A 22,204-nucleotide genomic window follows, 5' to 3' on the forward strand; every position below is an offset into this window, starting at 1 on the left:
CTTCATTGGCTACATCCGCTATGCATGCCAGCCTCAAGACATTCATCGCAAGGTCCGCGTCCCGCAGCAATGCACGCCGTTTGATCCTCACCCTCTGTCTTGGCTCGCTGCTGCTGAGCCTGTGGGCTTATTCCCACTCGGCACCGTTGCCGCTGATGATCCTGCTGTTCAACCTGGCCACCGTGTTGGTGGTGGGCGTGCAACAGTGGTACTCGCGCAAATCCATCAAGTTCCAGCCCCAGGAATTGGCCGATCGCCTGCTGCAAGTGCAGGAAAACGAACGCCACCGCCTCAGCCGCGAGTTGCATGACGATATCGGTCAACTGTTGACCGCCGCCAAGCTGCAAAGCGAATGGCTCAAGCGCCGCCTGCCGGATGAGCTGCAAACCCAGTGCAACGTCCTGTGCAACACCTTGAACGAGACCCTGGCCAAGGTGCGCGACGTGTCCGCCATCCTCAACCCTCGCCAGCTCGCCAGCCTGGGCCTGGAAGCCAGCCTGCGCGCGCACCTGCTCAAGACCTTGGAAAACACCCCGGTGCATTGGAGCCTGGAATGCCAGCAACGGCTGACCGGCATCCCGGAAGAAATGGCCGTGGCGGCTTTTCGCATCACCCAGGAAGCCGTCACCAACATGCTGCGCCACGCCCAGGCGCGCAACCTGCTGGTACGCCTGCAACGCCTGCCCGAGGGACTGTCGCTGACCATCTGCGATGACGGCCAGGGCTTTTCGCCCGCCATCAATCCCAGCCTGGAAGGCCAGCGAGGCATGGCGGGCATGTCCGAGCGGATCGATCAGCTTGGCGGTTCATTATCCGTGAGCAGCCAGCCAGGCAACGGAACACGCATCGACGCGCTCTTCCCCTGGGCGCCCCGCGCCCTCGAACGGGCCAGCGCCCCTAAGGTTATCGAGTGAGCTGCACATTACTGCTGGTGGACGACCATGCCCTGATCCGGGCCGGCGTACGTGCACTGATCCAGGATATTCCCGGCTACACCGTGACGGGCGAAGCCAGCGATGGCGCGCAGTTGCTGGAGCAATTCAATACGCTGCTGCCGGACATCGTGCTGCTGGACCTGTCGATGAAGCACACCGGCGGCCTGGACGCCTTGCAGCAACTCAAGCGTGCGCACCCCAAGAGCAAGGTGCTGATCCTGTCGATGCACACCGACCCGGAGCTGATCATGTGCGCGCTGGAGGCCGGCGCCCACGGCTATCTGCTCAAGGACACCACCGCCAATGAGCTGGAACACGCGCTGCAAGCCCTGCGCAACAACGAGCGCTACCTGAGCCCGGCGATCGCCCACACGGTGATCAACCAGGCGCTGGTGCGCAGCCAGGGGTCAGTCACACCCGCTGGTCACAGCCATAACCTCACGGCTCGCCAACTGGAAATCCTGCGTCTGATCGTGCGCGGCAAATCCACCCGCGAGATTGCCCACGGCCTGGGCCTGAGCATCAAGACCGTGGAAGCGCACCGGTCGCAGATCATGAAGCGCCTGCAGATATTCGACGTGGCGGGGCTCGTATTATTTGCCGTGCGCGAGCAGATCATCAGCCTGGACGACTAGGGGCGAACCCACCGGTAAATGCACGCGAAGCGCCTTGGGCAGCGCTTCGAAACGCAGGTCGTCCCCTTCCAGCGGCTCGCCATCAAGGTTGATGTACAAGCCCTGCGCCACCTTGATGTTGACCCACGGCAGGCGCGCCCGCACGAACATATTGTCGAGCCCGCCGTCGCTCATCAGATTGAGCAGCGTGCCGACCACTTCCTGGGGCGCCGGCAGAATGCTGACGTCGAGCAAGCCATCATCAGCCAATGCGCCAGGGCACAGCACATGCCCCCCGCCCGCCTGGCGACCGTTGCCGATGCCCAGCGCCAGCAGCTCGCCCTTCCAGTGGAAGTCCGGGCCTTCCAGCTCGCCATAGGCGGCCTTCAACTCGCTGAAGCGCGTCAGGCCGGTGAACAGATAAGCCGCGCCGCCGAGGACTTTCTTCAGGTCTTCGGAGGTATTGGCCGTGACCTGGCTGCCGAAGCCGCCAGTGGCCATGTTCAGGAAAATCTGCCCGCCGACACGGCCCAAGTCGATTGCCCTGGGCGGCACATCCAGCAACGCCAGGGCCTGGGCCGGCTCCAACGGCACGCCGGCGGCCTTGGCAAAATCATTGGCGGTGCCCAGTGGCATCAGCACCAGGCTGGCGTCGCTCTTGGCCTGGGCCATGGCTTCGGCCACGTCACGCAAGGTGCCGTCGCCGCCGCCGGCAATGATATGGGTATACCCAACGTCCAAGGCCTCCTTGACCAGCCGTTGAGCGTCACCGCCCTCCCACGTCACCCGCACCGCCAACTCCCAACCCTGCTCGCGCCGGGCCAGCACCGCCGCGCGCACGTCCTCGTTGAGGGCTTGCTTGCCGTGGAGGATCAACAATGCCTTGGGGGTGGTCATGGGGGGTGTACTCCTGGGTTCAATGGTGCTTGAAGGATGTTGACCTTTGAGGAGTAGGAAAAAGTCATTCAGGCCGAAAAATAATTGGCCTACTATAAATTATCCATCGCGTTGCACATCGACACCTTGCCCCTGGGCGCAGGCTCCACCGCGACCCATTGCTTAGCGCCCGCCGGCAGTTCGTGCAGCTGGAACGAACAGCTTGCATAGATGGACGCCTGCACCATGTAGTCCATCCCCGGCCGAGGCACGAAGGTCATTGTGCTGGAGCATTGCCGGGAATACTGCAATTTCCCCAGGTAATGAAACGCGATCGGCGTGTTCGCCGGCACCACCAGCTCGGACGACACGGCAGCGTCCCACGAGTAAATCGGCCCTGGCATGCCCAGGCTTTCGCCGTTGTGATCGGGGAAGCCCGCCTTCGTCGACGCCATCACCCCGGCGCCCGGCACATTCCAATCCAGGCAATCACGCCCCGGTACTGCGCGCACCAGACCGTCGGTGATCAACCGCACGCGAGCGGTTTCGCCGGACGTCGGGGCGACGTAGCCGGTGGACAGCGAGCGGATATTCGCCACCTGGCCGCAGCCCGTCAGCAGCACCAGCAACACCACGGGAACCCCACGTAAAACATTCATTGGCAATCAACTCGCAAAGGAAAAAAGAGCCGCTTACGGCTGTCGGCAATTCTGGTTGACCGACAGCTGCGGCGCCGGCTCGTACTTCACCATCTGCAAGCCATCGGCGCCCTGGAAGATGAAGTACTTGATACGGCAGTCCTTGAACATCGGCGAGTAACCCTCAGCCCGAAAGCCTTCGCCCTCGACCCGCTTGGTCACGGCGTTGGTGCGGCTGACCACCGCGAGCACCTGGGCATAGCTCTGGCCCATTTTCACCCCCGGCTCGCCGGTGACTGTCATCGACGAGGCACAACCGCCCGCCCCTGCCGCCACCAATGCCAGCGCGACGCCGTACAGTCCATTGCGTAGCTCGTTCATTCCCTGCTTCCTTTCAGTAATGGATTACCGGCGGCCTTCGCACACCGGTGATTCGCCGATACGGCCTTCCTTGCACAAGTCAATGTTGTCCGTACGCTTGAAACCGGCGTCTTTCATGCAATAAAACCGTTTGAGTACCTGATCAATCGGCGTCTTGTCCCCCGTCCCTGTCAGGTTGGTATAGCCGCAAGCGGTCATAGCGCTCTTGACGCCTGCTTGCGAGACGCCGCTTTTTTTCCAATTGGTGAATTCCGGCGGCGGTGGTTGAAAGCCCCTGCCCGTGCAGCCGATCAATAACACCGCGTAAACACTCAGCAGCAGGCTCTTCCTGAACATTGTGCTCTTCCTCAGGGTTTGCGCAGATCATTCATTCCCTACGACCTTTTAGTGATGGATCAGCGGCGACCTTCACACACCGGTGATTCGCCAACGCGGCCAAGCTTGCATAGGTCCAAGTTATCTTTGCGTGTGAAGCCCGCATCTTTCATGCAGTAGAAGCTCCTAAGCCTCTCATCGATTGAGCCGCCGCCCGTGCCCGCCACATTTTCGTACCCGCACGCGAGCATACTGCTCTGGACGCCCTCTACGGAGACCCCACTCTTTTGCCAATAGATAAAATCAGGCGGCGGCGGTTGGAAGCCTCTGCCCGTGCAGCCAATCAATAACATCGCGTAAACACTCAACAGCAGGCTCTTCCTGAACATCACGTTCTTCCTCATGGTTTGCGTAGATCGTTCATTCTCTGTTTCCTTTCAGGTATGGATTAACGACGACCTTCGCACGCCGGTAACCAGCAAGCCCAGACCCAGCAGCAATGCGGACTTGAACATCCTGAATGCCTTAGGGTTGAGGTTTGACTTTGACGAATTGTGATCGATTTTCCTTGAAATCCTTCCAGTAAACGGCGCATCCCGGTCCCGCGGCGCCGTAACAGTTATGGACGCTTTCACCAGCATAAAACACCTTCAACCACTCCAATACGGGGTTACTACCAGGGGGTAGTGTACCGCCGGTCCCAGGGTTAAAGCCTACGCCGGGTGTCCGTGCAACCGGGTCGAAACGATGATTCTGGTACTGCAGCGCCATCTCCTCGCGCTTTTCCTCAGAGCTGAACCTTGAGCGGTCCTGCAATATCCCCAGCAACGAATCGGCTTTTTGCACCCCATACGCAGCCCCGAAGAAATTCATCGACGTATCACCCAACACGCCAATGTTTGATGAGTCACGTGCCAAAGACTCCATGGCATTGCCCGTGGTCATGGTGCCCCGGCTATGGCCGTCGATATGCAGCCCGCTTTGACCGAACTGGACCATGTATTCCTTGGTCTGCACGGTCGCGTTGGACAGGCCCCAGAAATCGTTTTCCAGGTTTTTCTGATATGCCGCAATCATCAGCTCCGAGGTGAAGTTGTTGGCTTTCTCGAAGTGGATTAAATACTGCGGCCCGGTATCGGCAGAACTGTGCTGGTTGGCATACCTGGCCGCAGCGTCGGCATCATTGAAAATGCCGTTGTTGGCGATATGCACCTTGTTGTCCGGCCCTTTCTTGAGGTGCAGTTTCTCTTCGTCGCTCAACTCGCGATATTCAACTTTGCCTTCTTTATCAACCCGCGCCTTACCATTCTCATCCTTCAAGACCTCATACACCCGCGCCTTCTCGATAAAGATCTTGCGATACGCCTCATCCGCCAACAACGAAACCTGATGATAGAACTCGCGCTTGATCTCCTGCTCGGCCTCGACCTTGCGCCCCATTTCCGCCACATCCAAGCGTCCCACGGCGACGTGGGCAGCCTCGGTGTTGCGGTTGAGGTTGGCAATTGTCTGGTCGACCGTCATGCCACCAACCACACGCTGGCGCTCGGCGTTGGTGATCACCAATGTGCCGGCGCTGATCGCGCTGCGGGTGTCGCTGGATTCGGAGTCGGAGTCCGAGCCGTTGTTGAGGCTGTTGGCGAGCAGCGCCTTGGCCGTGCCCAGTTTGCCGTCGAGCATGTCCGAGCTCAGGTCGACGCCTGAGGTCTTGGCGCTGGCTTCGGACACGTTGTGGATGTCGGACACGGTCAGCGTGCCGGTGGTCAGGCTGTTTTTGCCGTCGGCAATGGCCTTGTCGGAACTGGCGATCACGCCGCCCTTGAGGTCGGTATTGCCGCGCACGTTGATGTCGAAACCACCGTCGCCGGCCCGGATGCCCGATTGCTCGATCACGCTGGCAAAGTTGGACTTCTGCTTGGCGTTGGTGGAACTGAAGCTGGCGGTCGCCGCACCGGCACACACCGGCGGGATGCAGATGCTGATCCCGGCGCTCATGCTCTTCTGCTCGGACGCGAAGGTACTGGTGTCCTGCAGGCTCTCGACATTCAGGTTGCCGCCAATGTCGGCCTTGACCGTCTCGCCCGACACCACCGCACCTCGCAGCGTGGTGTCCTTGCCGGAAATCAGACTGGCCTGTTTGCCGGCCGTCACGTGGGTGTTGCTCCACACCAGGTCATTGCCATCGGCATTGCCACGGCTCTGGGAGGCGGACGCGTTGAAGCTCAGGCCGTTCTTCTCGCTGCCAAACGAGATGCCGATGCCCAGGCTGCCATTCACGCTTTTGTTGGTGCTGTGTTGCTCGATGGTGTTCTGCGCGCCCGCCAGCAGGATATTGCCGTCGGCTTTCAACAACGCATTGTTGCCCGCCGTGATCTCACTGCCCTGCACGGTCAGGTCGTTGTTGCGCGTGCCGCCCGAGGACACGATCGTCACATCCCCTCCGGCGGCGACCGTCGAAGCGGCCGCCGTGTTGCTGGTCTGCTCGCTTTTGCTCTCGCTCTTGTTCATGCCCAGGGCAATGCTCAGGTTGATCCCACCTGCCGCCGCCGGGTCGGCCATGACCTGAGTATAGGCGTCGTTGGCGGACCACGCGGTACTCAGCGCCGCCAGGGTCTTCATGCGTTTGTCGTCGGTACGCTCGGCGGCTTTGTTCATGCGCTGGGCGGTTTGTACCGCACTCACAATCGGGTTGGTCAGGGTCAGGCTCACGCCGGTCTGCTTGAAGCGCTGCTCCTGCTGCTGCGCACTGAGGTTGCGCGCTTCGAGGATATTGACCTCGGACGCCTCGATCGACACATCACCATTGGGCGCGTTCACATTGCTGCCCACCTGACGGTACTCGCCGCCGGCGCTGATCAGCACGTTGCCGTCGGTTGCGCCAATGTTGCTCGCGGCCGCCGTGGTCTGCTGACCGCTGTCCTTGTTGGTCTGTTGCTTGGAACCAACGGTGACGGCGATCGCGCCGCCGCTGAACATGCCGCTGGTCTTCACATCCTTCATGTGTTTTTCGTCAAGCTGCTCGGTGGCCGCCAATACCTTGATGTCATTGCCCGCCGCCAGCACCGTGCCCGAAGTGGACACCACATTGCTGCCGGTGACCGTGATGTTGTTGCCGGCCTGCATCACCGCCTGCTCGCCGCTGAAGGTCGAAGCCTGGGCGGTGGTCTGGCTGACCGTGTCGCGAGTCGTGGTGGTCTTGCTCGAAAACATCCCGTTGCTGCCCTTGACCTTGTGCGCTTCATCGGCGCTGTTGAAGCGCTCGCCAGCCTCGACGTTGATGTCGCGCACCGCACTCACGGCCACAGCCCCCGCGTCGCTGTTGACCAGCGCCCCGCGCACCTGCACGTCACGCCCGGCGCCCACGCGGATGTCGCCGTTGGCCTGCACCGAACTGCCGACTTCATTGCGCCCGGCTTCCTTGCGCCAGTTGTCGCCATCCCATTGGTTGGCCTGGGTGTAGGACTCTTTCACGGTGGTCAGGCTGATGTCGTTGCCCGCCACCAGCGACGTCTTGCCGCCGGCGCCGGTATTGCTGACTTGCGCCGCTTGCAGGTTGATATCGTTGCCGGCAGTGGCAATCAGGCTCGCCGCCGGTGCCGACACATACAGCCCCGCCACCCGCGACAGGCCGGTGCGGGTGCCCTGCGCGCTCTCGCTGTCGGTGGTGACCGAACGCACATTGATGTCGTTGCCTGCGCTCAGGGCCAGCCGGCTGTTGGCGCTGATCAGGCCGCCGATGTTGTTGATGTCCTGGCTGGCGCTCAGGGCCACGTTATTGCCCTGGATGCGCCCGCCGAGGTTGTCGAGGTTCTGCACACTGATGTTCACGCCATCGCGCCCGGACAGACTGCCGGAGTTCACCAGATCACCGCGCACATCAAGGTTCAAGGTGCGCCCGGCCATCAGTGCGCCGGAGCCATCCAGATCGCCTTCGCGAACCCGCACATAGACCTGCGGCACCAGCACCTGGCGGACTTCACCGCTGGCCAGCGTCACGTCCCTGGACACCAGCCATACGATGTCGCTGGTCAGCTGCGCCATCTGCTCGGCAGTCAGGGCGACGCCGGGGATCAGCTTCCACTGACCCGCCAGGGTCACGGCGCTGTCGATCATGCCGCGATACTGTTCCTCATCACTGGCGTAGCCGTCGAGAAAGCGCCGGCCGGTGAGTTGCGCGATTTGCTCACGGATCAGCTTCTGTTCGTAGAAACCGTCACCGAGGCGCTGTTGCGTGGCAGCCGGGTCCAGCTTCAGGCGCCCAAGCATGTAGTCCGAAGACAACCACTTGCGATAGTTGGCAAAGCGCGGATCGGTCTCCACCAGGTAGCTGGCGGTGCTGTTCGGGTTGGTCTGGAACAGGCTGCTGTTAGGCAGGTCGGGGTTGAAACCGCCGGTGCGGATCTGCTCCACCGCGCCTGCCGCGTCCAATTGGGTCAGCGCCTTCACTTCGCTGATCGGGCTCACGGCGTGGGTGCGGCCAGCGCCCGCCAGCGCACCGGTGCCCGCCGTGCTGTCGGTAACGTTGGCCAGCACCAGCGCGCCGACCTGGGTGCCGCTGCCGTTGATGGCCGCGTACTCGGTGTACACCGAGGGTTTGAGCGAGATCTGCTGAATCAACGGTGCCGGCGTGTACGCAGTGACGCCGCGGCCCTGACGGTCGCGGCCTTTGCGCTGAATACGATAGAAGTTGCTCAGCGTGCCGCTGTCGGTGGTAATGCGCTCGCCATTCAACTCGGTATTGATCACGCTGCCGACGCCGCTGGCATTCAACGCCTGGCCGGCGATGATCCGACTCTTGTCGTTGAGCACCTGGTCGGCGATCAAGTTGAGGTTGCCACCGGCGAGCATCTGCGCCGGGTCGGAGCTGACAATCTGCGTCTCGGTGACGCTGCGCGTGTAGTCATAGCGGTTCCAGCGCGTACCGGAGCTTTCCGGCGTGACGAGGTGCAGCACCTCGTCGTTGTACAGCGAGATCTGGTCCGGCGTGTAACGGTTGGTCGAGCCCGACAGCAGGAACTCCTGCAGTACCTGATTGGACACCAGCACGCGCTGGGTGGCGAAGTGTTCGTTGGTGTTGTTGATCTGCCTGGCGTTGACGCTCAGATGACCCAGCGCTTCGACGGTGGCGCTCGCATTGTTCAGCACCTGTGCCTGGCCAGTGGCCTGGTCGTTGGCGTCGAGCAAGCCGCCGATCACCGTATCGCCGGCGCTGAAGATCAACCCGTGTTCACGGTTGTTGATGACCTGCGCGCCGATATCCAGGCGGTTGCGTGCCGCGATGGTCGCCGCCGTGGCGCCTTCGAGGGTGTTGTTGAGGGTGCCGGCGCTGATCGACAAATGATCACCGTAGAGGCGCCCGGTGCCGAGGTTGTTCAGGGTCGCGGCGCTGAGGCGAGTGCTCTCGCCATCGACTACGCCACGGTTGTCGAACTGGTTGACCGCGTTGACCTGCGCGCGCCGCCCACTGATCACGCCGCTGGCGCCGTTGTCGATGGCGCCGGCATCCACGCGCACCAGTGCGCCGGACTGCACCGCGCCCTGGTTGCTCAGGGTGCCGCCGATCTGCAGCGACAGGTCGCCGTTGCTCTGCACCAGGCCGCTGTTGATGAGATTCTGGGTCAGTCGAAAAGTCAGGTCGCCCAGGCTCTGCACCCTGCCGGCGCCGCTGTAGCTGGCGCTGTCGATCAGCACCGACTGGCCCGCAATCAGGGTGCCCGCGCCGTTATTGATGGCCAGGCTTTTCTGCGCCGGGTTGCGATCGGCCAGGGTCAACACGCTGCCCGCCGAGAGGATGCCCGCGTCGTTGTCCACGCTGCCGCTGCCCTTGAGGTTCAGCGTGGTGTCGGACACGATTGAGCCGACGCGGTTGGTCAGCGTATCGGTGTCCAGGTCGACACTCTGGCCCTTGATGCCCTGGTTCGCGCCCTGGGTCGCGCTGTTGTCCACGCTCGCGGCGGTCAGCAACAGATGCCCGTCGGCGCGCAACAGGCCCGCCTGGTTGCTCAGTTGCTGGGCGTTGATGTCCAGGGTGCGCGCGCTGCCGATGAAGCCCTGGTCGTTGAACACCTGACCGGCGCGCACCGTGACGTCGCGCTGGCCGAGGATGCCGCCGGTACTGCCGGAATTGCGGTTGCTCAGCTGTTGGCCGTGGGTATCCACGCTCAGGTCCGACTTGGCCTGCATGATGCCGCCGTCGTTGATCAGCGCGCCGCTGTCGACGCCCAGCGTATCGCTGGCGTTGACGGTGCCTGCGCTGTTATCGAGCAGCTGGCCATGGGTATCGAGCAGCAGTTGCGCGCCGGTGATCACGCCACTCTGGTTGTTCAGGCCGAAGGCGTTGAGAGTCAGCGCCGTGGCCGCCTCCAGACGCCCGCCACGGTTGTTGAGCACGCCGGTGTCGCTGTTGACGATCAGGTCGGCCGCCACCGAACCAAGGGTGCCGCCCTGGTTCAACAGGCTGTCGGTCTTGACCGTCAGGGTTTGCGTGGCGGCGACGGTGCCGTTGGCGTTGTTCAACTGCGCGGCCTTGATCCCCAGCGCGCCGCCGGCGGTAATCTGCCCGCTGCTGTTGTCGAGGGTGCCGCCGTCAAGGGTCAGTTTTGCAGCGGTGACCAGCTTGCCGTTCTGATTGTTCAGGTGCTGGCGCGCGCTGACGGTCAGGTCGCCAAGGCCGCCCGACTGCACCAGGCCGCCGGCGTTGTTCAGGGTGTCGGCGCTGACGCCGAGGGCGCCGCCGCTGGAAAGCGTACCGCCACTGTTGTCGAGGCTGCGCGCGACGGTCATCTGCATACCGGTGCTGCCGGTCTGCACCCACTTGCCGGCGACGTTGGACAAGTCCAGCGCGGTCACGCTGATCTGTGCCGCGCCGACCTGTGCGGCATCGCTGAGCAGGCTCTGATTGGCGTCGGCCGTGAGGGTCCGGCTGGCGGTGACGCGGCTGCGACGCAGGTCGAGGTTGCCGGCGGTGCTGGTCAACTCGACGGTCTGGGCGGACGTCTGGCTGTCACTCAGGTCGACGTGCGCGGCGCTGGCCTTGAGGGTCTGCGCCGCGAGGTTCTGGCCCTTGGCGCTCAGGGTGCCGGCCGAGGTCAGCGTCAGCGAACCGCTGCTGCCGAGCTTGCCGGCGCTGTCCACGCCTGCGGCCAATGCGGAACCTGCGTGGCTGCGAATCGCCGAATTAGCGCCGGTGGCGGTCAGCGCGGCATTGCCCTGGGCGGACACGATGCCACGGTTGTCGATGTCGCCAGCGGTGTGCGCGTCCAGGTTGCCCTGGGCGTACAGCGTGCCGTCGTTGTCGATGCCCTTGGCGGCGCGGACGGTCAAGTCGGTGGCGCTGCTGATCTGGCCGTGGTTTTCAATACGGCCGTCGCTGCCGATCACTACTTCTCCGGCACTGGAACCGATCTGCCCGGCGTTGCGCACACCGACGCCTGCGCCGTTGCCGACCAGGGTGATCTTGCCGGCGTACATGCCGCCCAACTGCGCCACGTCGATGCCGACGGTGGGTGTGTCGGTCGGCGCCGCGCCGGTGGTGCCGGCCTTGATGGTCAAGTCTTTGGACCAGATACCCGCGTTCACCTCGACGGTGCGCGCGATGATTTCGGTGTAGTCGGCACGGCTGGCGTCCATGCCTTCGCCGCCGATGCTGACCTTGCCGCCCGAGACTTGGTAGCCGCTGATCAGGCCGTTCTCGAACTGTGCGCGGCCGGTGGTCAGGGTCGCACGGTCGGCGTTGATAAACCCGCAGCCCTCACAGGTGATGCCCGACGGGTTGGCAATGACCACCTGCGCCTTGGAGCCGCCCACTTCGACAAAGCCGCGCAACTGACTGGGATTGTTCGAGTTGACCTCGTTGAGAATCACCCGTGCACTGCCGTTGACCAGGTTGCGGTTGCCTTCGATCCAGCCGCCCAGCTGGGTCTGGCTGTTGGTCACGCCGTTGTTGAGGATCACCCCGCGCTTGTCCACGTCGAACTGGGTGTAGGTGTTGCGCGACACGCCCGCGCCGCTCGGCCGGGTGATGTCCACCACCGTGGTGCCGTTGCCGGCGGCACCGATGGTCGGGCGCTGGCCTGCGGGTGCGGAGCCGTCGACCACCACCTGCGCTTGAACCGGCGCCACCAGCGCGACCCAGCCCATGCCCAGCATCAGCGCAAACCGCAGTGGCGTCAGCGTGGCAACCGCCGTACCCGGACGCGCCACGGCGCCGGAAGTGCCGGGGGCCTTGCACACGCTCTTGACGTTTTCGGCCACCACCATCAGCAGGCCGCGAGCCTGGTTGAAGACAATTCGATACAGATGCTTATTCATGCAGATCCTTTGCGCGGTGGCTGATCAGAGCGCGTCACTGGGTAACGGGTGAGTGGCAAACCAGGCTTGCGCCTCCAGGTCCAGGACGGCGATCCCCTGGAAATTCATGACGCGCAGTCCGCGCTCATCGCCTCGGTGGTACAGCGAACGGAAGATCCGTCCAGGCCACAGCCGCCGTCGCAACAGGCCGCTGACCCGTCGCGTATGCCCGAACGGCGCGACCCAGTCGTTGATCCACAGGCGGTCGCCGCTGTCCCAGTCTGCGGCGGGCAGGCAAACGGCCGGCTCGCGCAGATAACGCGCCTCGGCCTCGGCACTGAGGTTGAGCCACGACAGGAAAAACACCGGGCGCCCCGCTTCGCTGATCAGGATGAACTGGCGGAGCTTGATCGCCGGCAACAACAGGGTCGACAGGCTGTGCAACGGCGCATCGCGATGCGCCGCCGAGTGCATCCACAACCACACCGCCGAACCCAGCACCTGGGCTTCGTCGATGGGGCTGTCAGGCGCCGTGGGCGCGAGCACTTCGAGGGTGTCGTCGGACATGCTGGCCTCCTTCAAAATGACCAGTTGGCGCTGAAGCCACTGGTCACGTCGGCGGTCTGGAAACCCTTGGGTTTTTCCAGGGGTTTGCCGGTATAGATGTCATAGGAAAACTGCTTGTAGCCGCCGCGCAGGCCCACCACTGCACCGGCCAGGCGGCGACCCAGCAGGTACTCGGTGGAATGCCCGCCAACCTGACCGTAATCCACGCCCACATAGAGTTCCTGGCCGGTGTTGCCCAGGCTCAGGCCGAGGTCATTGCTGAAGGTCCAGCCGCGTTCGGCAGACAGAATCTGCTCGCCATCAAACCCACGCACGGTGTAGCGCCCGCCGATCGAAAAGCGGTCCTGGGGGATCAGCGGCGTGCGGTTCCATTGCCCGCGCCAGCCGCCGATGTAACGCAGCTTCTGCTGGCCGACGCTGAACGGCACCTGCAATTGTGCGTTGGCGGAAATGATCTGCGAGCGCGACGTGCCTTCGCCGTTTTCTTCCTCGGGCGCGCGCAAGGCATCTCGTGCACCAGTGCCACGGCGATAGCCGACGCCGAGGTCGAGGGTGTTCGCACCGATGAACTCACGGTGATTGATCCCCGCCTGCCAACCGGCCATGCGCCGGCGCTGAAATTCGATTTCGGTGTCTTCGATGTAGTTGCTGGACGTACGGCTCCAACCGCCGAAGGACACGGTGGTCTTGCGCACCGCATCGCGATAGATCACCCGCGACAGTTGCACCTCATTGGTCCGGCTGCGGCCGCTGTAGGAATACGCCTGGTTCACCCCGGCGATAGTCTGGTGGTAGTCGTACTCGCTGGACGTCAGGCTCAACTGCCAATAGTCGTAGGGCACCGAATAGTGAATGGTGTGGCCCTTGGACCCACGGTCGCCGCTTTCACCGCCGCCCAGGTCATGGTTGAAGCTGATATAGAACAGGTCGTTGAGAGTCGCCACGTTGTCCAGTGACAGCGCGACGTTGCCCTGGTACTTGCCGGTCTGCTTGCTGCCGGAGTCGTCCACCGACAGGCTGACCCGTACCGGCACGGCCTGCTTCCAGGCGATCACCACATCGCTTTCGCCCGGCTGCGCATCGGCGCCTTCAGCGGGGGTGATCTGCACGTCGGCTTCGGCAGTGGGCACGCGCTTGAAATTTTCCAGCGCCTGTTCGATGTCGCGCAGGTTCAGCACATCGCCATCGGACGCGGGCATCGCATTCCAGTAGTGGGCGCGGGCGGAGGTGCCGGCGGCAAACCGGATGTGTTTGATCCGGCCGGGCACCACCACCAGCGACAGGGTGCCCTGGTTCAAGTCCTGGGCCTGGGCCAGCACGCGGGTGGTGATAAAGCCTTTGGCGATGATCGCATTCTGGATGCGCTTCATGGTCAGGTTGATCCCGCGCGCGCCGACGCAACGGCCCTGCACGGGATCATCGGACGGGTTGGCGGCACGCAGGGCCCACTGGAAATCTTCGGCCTGGTCGCCGCTGAGGACCACGCGGTCGATCTTGAAGCACGGCGCTTCATCGCGCGGCAGGCGCAGGCTGGCATCGGTATCTTGAGGCGCTTGCAGGCGCACGTCGGGCGACGGCTCCAACTGCTCGCGTTGTGCACGCTCGCGCTGTTGCTGCTGGATCAATTGCTGGGCCGGTGCCTGCGGCTCGGCCGCCGACGCAGCCACGCTGACCAGCAAACCAACCGCAGTACAGGTGGAAATGCAGGACTGCAGCAACACTGATGGTTTTGTTCTAGGTACAGCGACGACAGACATTTCGCATCCTTGTGAGTGAAACTTCCTACATGCGCAGGCTTTGTCACCACAACGACACAAAAGTGCCCTGATAAAAGATGGCACTGTGACACATTTCGCAAAAGCAGCCATTCCCGGCTGCCCCAACTTTCACACTGCAACGCTCTAACTCAATGGTCAGAGCGGTATTGGCAGGCGTGAACCCATCCTCAGCTTTTGTGCAATTTACTCATCAATTGCGCTTCCGCCTGGGTCAAGCCGCAGGACTGGGTCAGCTCATCCACCGTCGCGCCCATGCCCACCAGCTTCGCCGCCTGGGCAAACGACAGGCTCGCCGGGTCGCGCTGTTCGATCTGCGCCAGCTTGTCCGGCAACGGCGCGAGGATGGCGCGCAGTTCATGCACCTCATCCCCCACCTTCACCGCACTTTGCTGGAAGTGATCAACCCGTCTGACCAATTCCAGGATGCGCCGGTCACGCACTGCATCGCGCTCGGCCTGCTGCATCGCCAATTCGCGCTGCTGACGCACGTAGCGCAGCAAAAACGCCAGCGTCCCGGCCCACAGCAGGGCCAGGACAATCACCAAGGCTTCAAAAAACAATCAGATGTTCTCCAGATCCGACCACTCTTCTTCGCTCATCATCTTGTCCAGCTCAACCAGAATCAGCAGTTCGTTGTTCTTGTTGCACACGCCCTGGATGAACTTGGCCGATTCCTCGTTACCCACGTTCGGCGCGGTTTCCACTTCCGATTGGCGCAGGTAAACCACTTCGGCGACGCTGTCGACCATGATCCCGACCACTTGCTTGTCGGCTTCGATGATGACGATACGCGTGTTGTCGCTGATCTCGGTCGCATCGAGACCGAAACGCTGGCGGGTGTCGATTACCGTCACCACGTTGCCGCGCAGGTTGATGATGCCCAGCACGTAGCTTGGCGCACCTGGAACCGGGGCGATCTCGGTGTAGCGCAGCACTTCCTGCACGCGCATCACGTTAATGCCGTAGGTTTCGTTGTCCAGCTTGAAGGTAACCCATTGCAGGATCGGATCGTCTGTAGTGCTCTTACTTGGATTACTGCTCATACTCATGACCCCTTCAAATGCCGTTGCGTACGGCGTGTGTGCTTCGTTGGCCGCACTCGCGCGCGGCCCTTATTGTTCAATCAACTGCGTATGTTTACGGGCATCGACTTGACGGCACCGCTGGCGATCAACTCGGCCAGTTCGGCGACGTCGAGCAACGCGCACATGTGTTCGATCACGGTGCCGGCCAGCCAAGGCCGCTGGCCCCGGTGACTGCGCCATTTGATTTCGTTCGGGTCCAGGCGCAACGAGCGGCTGACTTGATGCACGGCCAGCCCCCATTCGTAGCCCTGCACCGAGATTACATATTGCAAACCCTGGCGGAAGTCATCGCGGTAGCGGTCGGGCATCACCCAGCGTGCGGTGTCCAGGACCTTGAGGTTACCGGCCTGGCTCGGCAGGATCCCGAGGAACCACTCCGGTTGCCCGAACAGCGGGGTCAATTCCTGGCCTTCCAGGGAATAGATTGAACCCAGGCACACCAGCGGCACCGCGAGGGTCAACCCGGCGACGTCGAACAGCAGACACTCGAACGGCTCGGCCGCCCAGGCCGGACGATCATCGCCGCTTACGGGTGGCGGCGTAATGCTCGGTGGCATATGCACTTCCACAACCGGTTCGACCACCACCGGCGCGACAGGCATGGCCACCGGCACGGCGACCGGCACGATCACCGGCGCGGTATACGCGTCACGCGCCTGCTCTTCCAATACGGCCAACTGGAACTCATCCAGAATACTCGCCGACGGTTCTTCTACCGCAGGCTCCAGCACCAGGATCGGTTCCGGCAGTTCTTCCCCGGTCGCTTCCTGCAGCAAGGCATCCAGGTAGGATTCCAGTGCCAGTTGCGGCCGGGTCTTGAGTTGGACAGGACGATTCATCAGGCCACCTGCGCGACAAGCTGCTGGGACAGCAGGTGCTTGAGCAATGCGCGGTAGGCCAGCACCCCACGGCTCTTGCCGTCGAACTGCGACGGCGTCAGCCCGGCACGGCTGGCGTCACGCAGGCGCGTGTCCACGGGGATGTAGCCGTTCCAGATGGTCTCCGGGTAGGCGTCACGCAATACGCGCAAGGTGCCCAGCGACGCCTGGGTCCGGCGGTCGAACAAGGTCGGCACGATGCTGTACGGCAGCGCCTGCTTGCGCGAGCGGTTGATCATTGCCAGGGTGCTGACCATGCGTTCCAGGCCCTTAACCGCCAGGTGCTCGGTCTGCACCGGGATCACCAGTTGCTGGCTGGCCGCCAAGGCGTTGACCATCAGCACACCGAGCAACGGCGGGCTGTCGATGATCGCGTAATCGAAGTCCTGCCACAGTTGCGCCAGGGTCTTGGCGATCACCAGGCCGAGGCCGCTCTGCCCCGGCGATTGGCGCTCAAGGGTGGCCAACGCGGTGCTGGACGGCAGCAGGGAAATGCTCTCGTTACTGGTCGGCAGCAGCAATTGGCCGGGCAAGTCGCTCGGCACATTGCCCTTGTGCAGGAACAGATCGTAGTTGCTGTGCTCCAGCGCGTCCGGGTCGTAACCGAAATAGCTGGTCATCGAGCCATGGGGGTCGAGGTCGACCACGACCACACGCTTGCCCGCCTCGGCCAGCAAGCCGGCTAAAGCGATGGAGGTGGTGGTCTTGCCGACCCCACCTTTTTGATTGGCAACTGCCCAGACTCTCATTCGGATGATTCCTCCCGGTGGACACACGCGCGACCGAGACATTGCATAGGTTATTGAGCCGGTGACGGAGAATTGACGGCACTCTGCCGAACCGGCGGCTTTGCAGGGGCCGGTGCAGTTTGTGTGCCAGCACGCTTCAAGGCCGCGTCCGGTGTTGCATTGGCAGTGCCGGTGCCGGTCAGGCTGCGGCGCACATCCAGGTTGCGTGAAACGACCAACACCACCCGACGGTTGCGCGCACGGCCTTCGAGCGTGGCGTTATTGGCCACCGGCTGGAACTCGCCATAGCCGACCGACGCCAGGCGTCCGGGGTTCACGCCCTGCATCGCGAGCATACGTACGATGCTGGCGGCACGGGCCGAGGACAGCTCCCAGTTGGTCGGGTACTGCGCGGTGCTGATCGGCACGTTGTCGGTAAAGCCTTCGACGTGGACCGGGTTTTCAAACGGTTTGAGGATCGCCGCCACCTTGTCGATGATGGTGAACGCCTGATCGCTGGGCAACGCATCGGCGCTGGCGAACAACAGGCTGGAATTGAGCTCGATCTCCACCCACAACTCATTGCCGCGCACGGTCATCTGGTTGGAGCTGATCAGGTCGCCGAACGCGGCGCTGATGTCATCGGCAATGCTTTTCAGCGGGTCGCTGGTACCGCCCACGCCGGCAGCGGTTTCGTCGCTGTCGTTGACCAGCGGCTTGGCCGGGGTCACGCTCTTGGGCCGCTCTTCGCCAATCGGGATCGGCTTGAGCGAGCGGTCGGCATCGTTGAACACGCCGATCAACGCCTGGGAAATGACCTTGTACTTGCCTTCGTTGATCGACGAGATGGAATACATCACCACGAAGAACGCGAACAGCAAGGTGATGAAGTCCGCATAGGACACCAGCCAGCGTTCGTGGTTGACGTGTTCTTCAGGCTCGCGACGGCGACGGCTCATTGGCAGCTCACCTCTACAGAAAGCATCCCCATCAATCCATGAAGCCCTGGAGCTTCAATTCGATGGAGCGCGGGTTCTCGCCCTCGGCAATCGACAGGATGCCTTCGAGCAACATCTCGCGGTAACGGGATTGGCGCATGGCAATCGACTTGAGCTTGCTCGCCACCGGCAGCAGCACCAGGTTGGCACTGGCCACACCATAGATAGTCGCGACGAACGCCACCGCAATACCGCTGCCCAATTGGGAAGGATCGGCCAGGTTGCCCATCACGTGGATCAGGCCCATGACTGCGCCGATGATGCCGATGGTCGGCGCGTAGCCGCCCATGCTTTCAAAGACTTTGGCGGCGTTGATGTCGCGGCTTTCCTGGGTGTAGAAATCCACTTCAAGGATGCTGCGGATCGCTTCCGGCTCGGCGCCGTCGACCAGCAATTGCAGGCCTTTGCGCGAGTAGCTGTCGGGTTCGGCATCCGCCACGCCTTCCAGGCCCAGCAGGCCTTCCTTGCGTGCGGTGAGGCTCCAGTTGACCACCCGGTCGATGCCACCGGCCAAGTCGACACGTGGCGGGAAAATAATCCAGACCACGATCTGCATCGCACGCTTGAACGAACTCATCGGTGACTGCAACAACGCAGCGCCCACAGTGCCGCCGATCACGATCAGCGCCGCCGGGCCGTTGGCCAGCGCGCCGAGGTGACCACCTTCGAGGTAGTTGCCGCCGATAATGGCGACAAACGCCATGGTGATGCCGATCAGGCTCAACACATCCATCAGAGGCAGGCCTCCACCAGATGCTTGCCGATGTCGTCCAGGCTGTACACGGCGTCGGCCAGGTCAGCCTTGACGATGGCCATCGGCATGCCATAGATCACGCAGCTGGCTTCGTCCTGGGCCCAGATCGCGCTGCCGCCCTGCTTGAGCAGACGCGCGCCTTCACGGCCGTCGGCGCCCATGCCGGTAAGCACTACCGCCAGAACTTTGTCGCCGTAGGACTTGGCTGCCGAACCGAAGGTAATGTCCACGCACGGCTTGTAGTTGAGGCGCTCGTCACCCGGCAGGATTTTGATTGCGCCACGGCCGTCGACCATCATCTGCTTGCCGCCCGGGGCCAGCAACGCCAGGCCCGGACGCAGGATGTCGCCATCCTCGGCTTCCTTGACGCTGATGCGGCACAGCTTGTCCAGACGCTCGGCAAAGGCTTTGGTAAACGCCGCCGGCATGTGCTGGATCAACACGATCGGCGCCGGGAAGTTGGCCGGCAATTGGGTCAGTACGCGCTGCAAGGCCACTGGGCCGCCGGTAGACGTACCGATGGCAACGAGTTTGTAGGCCTTGCGCTTGGGCGCTGGCGAATGGGAATGCCCAGCCGTCGGTGCCGAGGTGCGTACCGGCGGCGGCGCGGGCCGGGCAACCGGTGCAGGCGCCGGGCGACTGAACGAGGAACTGGTAGGTGCAGCCGCAGGCGCTACCGGGGCAGGCGCTGGCGCAGGCGCGCTGAACAGGCTGCGACGGTTACTGCGGGAAATGCTGTGGACTTTCTCGCACAGCATTTGCTTGACCTTCTCGGGGTTGCGCGAGATGTCTTCGAAATTCTTCGGCAGGAAGTCCACCGCACCGGCATCCAGCGCATCGAGGGTCACTCGGGCGCCTTCATGGGTCAGCGAGGAGAACATCAATACCGGGGTCGGGCAGCGTTGCATGATGTGCCGGACTGCCGTGATGCCATCCATCATCGGCATCTCGTAGTCCATGGTGATCACGTCCGGCTTCAGCGCAATGGCTTGATCAATCGCCTCTTTGCCATTGGTGGCCGTACCGACCACCTGGATGCTTGGATCGGCGGAAAGAATTTCCGAGACGCGGCGGCGGAAGAAACCCGAATCGTCCACCACCAGGACCTTGACTGCCATAAACACTCCGTTAGGTGGGGCGGGCATTACCGCCCTGCCCCACCAGAATCAAATACGCCGTGCGGCGTAACGCTTGAGCATGCTCGGAACATCGAGAATCAGCGCGATCCGACCGTCACCGGTGATGGTCGCACCCGACATGCCCGGGGTCCCCTGCAGCATTTTGCCCAAAGGCTTGATGACCACTTCTTCCTGGCCAACCAGTTGGTCGACGACAAAGCCGATCCGCTGGGTGCCCACCGAGAGAATCACCACATGGCCTTCGCGCTGTTCTTCATGGGCAGCCGATGCAACCAGCCAGCGCTTGAGGTAGAACAGCGGCAACGCCTTGTCGCGCACGATCACCACTTCCTGGCCGTCCACCACGTTGGTGCGCGACAGGTCGAGGTGGAAGATTTCGTTGACGTTGACCAGCGGGAAGGCGAACGCCTGGTTGCCCAGCATCACCATCAGGGTCGGCATGATCGCCAAGGTCAACGGCACCTTGATCACGATCTTGGAGCCCTGGCCCTTGGTCGAGTAGATGTTGATCGAACCATTGAGCTGGCTGATCTTGGTCTTCACCACGTCCATGCCCACGCCACGGCCCGACACGTCGGAAATCTCGGTTTTGGTCGAGAAGCCTGGGGCGAAGATCAGGTTGTAGCACTCGGTGTCGGTCAGGCGGTCGGCGGCGTCCTTGTCCATCACGCCACGCTTGACCGCGATATTGCGCAAGATCGCCGGGTCCATGCCCTTGCCGTCATCGGTGATCGACAGCAGGATGTGGTCGCCTTCCTGCTCCGCCGCCAGAATCACCTTGCCGCCACGGGACTTGCCCGAGGCTTCGCGTTCTTCCGGCGTTTCGACGCCGTGGTCGACAGCGTTGCGCACCAAGTGGACCAGCGGGTCGGCCAGGGCCTCGACAAGGTTTTTGTCGAGGTCGGTTTCTTCACCCACCAGTTCCAGGTTGATCTCTTTCTTCAGTTGGCGCGCCAGGTCACGAACCAGGCGCGGGAAGCGGCCGAAGACTTTCTTGATCGGCTGCATCCGGGTCTTCATCACCGCGGTTTGCAGGTCAGCGGTCACCACGTCGAGGTTCGACACGGCCTTTTGCATGGCTTCATCACCACTGCTCAGGCCCAGGCGCACCAGGCGGTTACGCACCAGCACCAGCTCGCCGACCATGTTCATGATGTCGTCCAGGCGCGCGGTATCAACCCGCACGGTGGTTTCGGCTTCACTGGCCGGTTTTTCCGGCGGCGGTGGCGCCGCAGCACGCGCAGGTGCTGGCGCCGGGGCGGCTGGCTTGGCCGCTGCCACAGGGGCAGGTGCAGGCGCGGCGGCCTTGGCGGCAAGCGGTGCCGCCGTGGCCACAGCCGCCGTCGAGGCGACTTCGGTAAACTTGCCCTTGCCGTGCAAATCGTCCAGCAGCGCTTCGAATTCGTGGTCGGAGATCAACCCATCGTCCGCAGGCTTGGCACTGGCGGCCGCGGCAGGCGCTGCCGCCACTTCCGGCAGGGCGTCGACCGCAAACGTGCCTTTGCCGTGCAACTGGTCCAGCAAGGCTTCGAATTCGTCATCGGTGATGTCGGTGCTGGCCGGGGCCGCAGGTGCTTCGACAGCCGCGACAGGCGCCACCGCATCGGCGGCGAACTGGCCCTTGCCGTGCAACTGGTCGAGCAGCGATTCGAACTCGGCGTCGGTGATGTCTTCGCTGGTCGGCGCCGCTGCCGGGGCAACGGCGGCCGGCGCTTCGGCCTCGGCCTTGACGGCACTGAGGGAGTTGAGCAACTGCTCGAACTCACTGTCGGTCACGTCCGCTTCAGGCTCCGCCACCGGCTCAGGCTCAGCCTCGACCACCGGCGCTGCCGTGGTGTCGGCCGGCTCTGCATAGCGCGCCAGGGCGGCCAGCAGTTCCGGGGTGGCCGCGGTGATCGGGGCACGTTCGCGAACTTCGCTGAACATGCCGTTGACCGCATCCAGTGCTTCGAGAATCACGTCCATCAACTCCGAATCAACGTGACGCTCACCCTTGCGCAGGATGTCGAACACGTTCTCGGCGATGTGGCAGCACTCCACCAGCTCATGGAGCTGGAGGAAGCCGGCGCCCCCTTTTACAGTATGAAAACCGCGAAAAATTGCATTGAGCAGGTTCGCATCATCCGGTCGGCTTTCCAGCTCGACCAGTTGTTCGGACAGTTGCTCTAAAATTTCGCCGGCCTCTACAAGGAAATCCTGAAGGATCTCTTCATCGGCGCCGAAGCTCAT

General features: G+C 62.9%; 18 protein-coding genes. 2 read left to right on the forward strand and 16 right to left on the reverse strand.

The annotated features are described in order from the left end of the window. Positions 1 to 20 precede the first annotated feature (20 nt). Positions 21 to 914: a sensor histidine kinase gene (locus NDJ82_RS02960; protein ID WP_099584153.1), complete on the forward strand. Its 894-nt coding sequence runs from the start codon at positions 21 to 23 to the stop codon at positions 912 to 914. Then, a complete protein-coding gene (locus NDJ82_RS02965; protein ID WP_099584152.1) occupies positions 911 to 1,570 on the forward strand; it encodes a response regulator transcription factor in 660 nt (219 codons plus the stop codon). The genes NDJ82_RS02960 and NDJ82_RS02965 overlap by 4 nt, the downstream gene beginning before the upstream one ends. Here the strand turns inward: NDJ82_RS02965 and yegS are convergent. The 16 genes from yegS to NDJ82_RS03045 form a co-directional block, all read right to left on the reverse strand. Then, entirely contained in the window at positions 1,529 to 2,446 is a 918-nt protein-coding gene (gene yegS, locus NDJ82_RS02970) for a lipid kinase YegS (RefSeq protein WP_099584151.1), read from the reverse strand. The two genes, NDJ82_RS02965 and yegS, sit on opposite strands and share 42 nt — an antisense overlap. A gap of 92 nt (positions 2,447 to 2,538) precedes the next feature. Continuing rightward, positions 2,539 to 3,084 (reverse strand): hypothetical protein, encoded by a 546-nt coding sequence (locus NDJ82_RS02975; protein WP_250924912.1) that lies wholly within the window; start codon positions 3,082 to 3,084, stop codon positions 2,539 to 2,541. 33 nt (positions 3,085 to 3,117) lie between these two features. Next, positions 3,118 to 3,444: a hypothetical protein gene (locus tag NDJ82_RS02980; protein WP_250924913.1), complete on the reverse strand. Its 327-nt coding sequence runs from the start codon at positions 3,442 to 3,444 to the stop codon at positions 3,118 to 3,120. Between the two features lie 24 nt (positions 3,445 to 3,468). Next, positions 3,469 to 3,780 carry a hypothetical protein gene (locus NDJ82_RS02985; protein ID WP_099584148.1) on the reverse strand — a complete coding sequence of 104 codons (312 nt, stop codon included), beginning with the start codon at positions 3,778 to 3,780 and terminating at the stop codon, positions 3,469 to 3,471. A gap of 59 nt (positions 3,781 to 3,839) precedes the next feature. Continuing rightward, entirely contained in the window at positions 3,840 to 4,148 is a 309-nt protein-coding gene (locus NDJ82_RS02990) for a hypothetical protein (protein ID WP_244643503.1), read from the reverse strand. 136 nt (positions 4,149 to 4,284) lie between these two features. Beyond that, positions 4,285 to 12,069, reverse strand: coding sequence for a hemagglutinin repeat-containing protein (locus NDJ82_RS02995; protein ID WP_250924914.1), 7,785 nt, complete (start codon positions 12,067 to 12,069; stop codon positions 4,285 to 4,287). Positions 12,070 to 12,093: 24 nt separating this feature from the next. Then, on the reverse strand, positions 12,094 to 12,615 hold the full coding sequence (locus NDJ82_RS03000; protein ID WP_099584145.1) for a toxin-activating lysine-acyltransferase: 522 nt from the start codon (positions 12,613 to 12,615) through the stop codon (positions 12,094 to 12,096). A gap of 11 nt (positions 12,616 to 12,626) precedes the next feature. Continuing rightward, positions 12,627 to 14,372 (reverse strand): ShlB/FhaC/HecB family hemolysin secretion/activation protein, encoded by a 1,746-nt coding sequence (locus NDJ82_RS03005; protein ID WP_244643504.1) that lies wholly within the window; start codon positions 14,370 to 14,372, stop codon positions 12,627 to 12,629. 188 nt (positions 14,373 to 14,560) lie between these two features. After that, on the reverse strand, positions 14,561 to 14,953 hold the full coding sequence (locus tag NDJ82_RS03010) for a DUF2802 domain-containing protein (protein WP_099584144.1): 393 nt from the start codon (positions 14,951 to 14,953) through the stop codon (positions 14,561 to 14,563). Next, positions 14,954 to 15,436, reverse strand: coding sequence for a chemotaxis protein CheW (locus tag NDJ82_RS03015; RefSeq protein WP_099584165.1), 483 nt, complete (start codon positions 15,434 to 15,436; stop codon positions 14,954 to 14,956). It lies immediately after the preceding gene. Between the two features lie 80 nt (positions 15,437 to 15,516). Beyond that, a complete protein-coding gene (locus tag NDJ82_RS03020) occupies positions 15,517 to 16,317 on the reverse strand; it encodes a CheW domain-containing protein (RefSeq protein ID WP_099584143.1) in 801 nt (266 codons plus the stop codon). Beyond that, positions 16,317 to 17,105 carry a ParA family protein gene (locus tag NDJ82_RS03025; RefSeq protein ID WP_090399980.1) on the reverse strand — a complete coding sequence of 263 codons (789 nt, stop codon included), beginning with the start codon at positions 17,103 to 17,105 and terminating at the stop codon, positions 16,317 to 16,319. The genes NDJ82_RS03020 and NDJ82_RS03025 overlap by 1 nt, the downstream gene beginning before the upstream one ends. A gap of 50 nt (positions 17,106 to 17,155) precedes the next feature. After that, on the reverse strand, positions 17,156 to 18,043 hold the full coding sequence (gene motD, locus NDJ82_RS03030; RefSeq protein ID WP_099584142.1) for a flagellar motor protein MotD: 888 nt from the start codon (positions 18,041 to 18,043) through the stop codon (positions 17,156 to 17,158). A 31-nt stretch (positions 18,044 to 18,074) separates the two neighbouring features. Further along, on the reverse strand, positions 18,075 to 18,815 hold the full coding sequence (locus tag NDJ82_RS03035; RefSeq protein WP_099584141.1) for a flagellar motor protein: 741 nt from the start codon (positions 18,813 to 18,815) through the stop codon (positions 18,075 to 18,077). Next, positions 18,815 to 19,954 carry a protein-glutamate methylesterase/protein-glutamine glutaminase gene (locus NDJ82_RS03040; protein WP_112196365.1) on the reverse strand — a complete coding sequence of 380 codons (1,140 nt, stop codon included), beginning with the start codon at positions 19,952 to 19,954 and terminating at the stop codon, positions 18,815 to 18,817. Before NDJ82_RS03040 ends, NDJ82_RS03035 begins: the two co-directional genes overlap by 1 nt. A gap of 48 nt (positions 19,955 to 20,002) precedes the next feature. Continuing rightward, positions 20,003 to 22,204: a chemotaxis protein CheA gene (locus NDJ82_RS03045; protein WP_250924915.1), complete on the reverse strand. Its 2,202-nt coding sequence runs from the start codon at positions 22,202 to 22,204 to the stop codon at positions 20,003 to 20,005.

It is taken from the genome of Pseudomonas sp. SR18 (genome assembly GCF_023701505.1).
Taxonomy (GTDB): domain Bacteria; phylum Pseudomonadota; class Gammaproteobacteria; order Pseudomonadales; family Pseudomonadaceae; genus Aquipseudomonas; species Aquipseudomonas cyclaminis.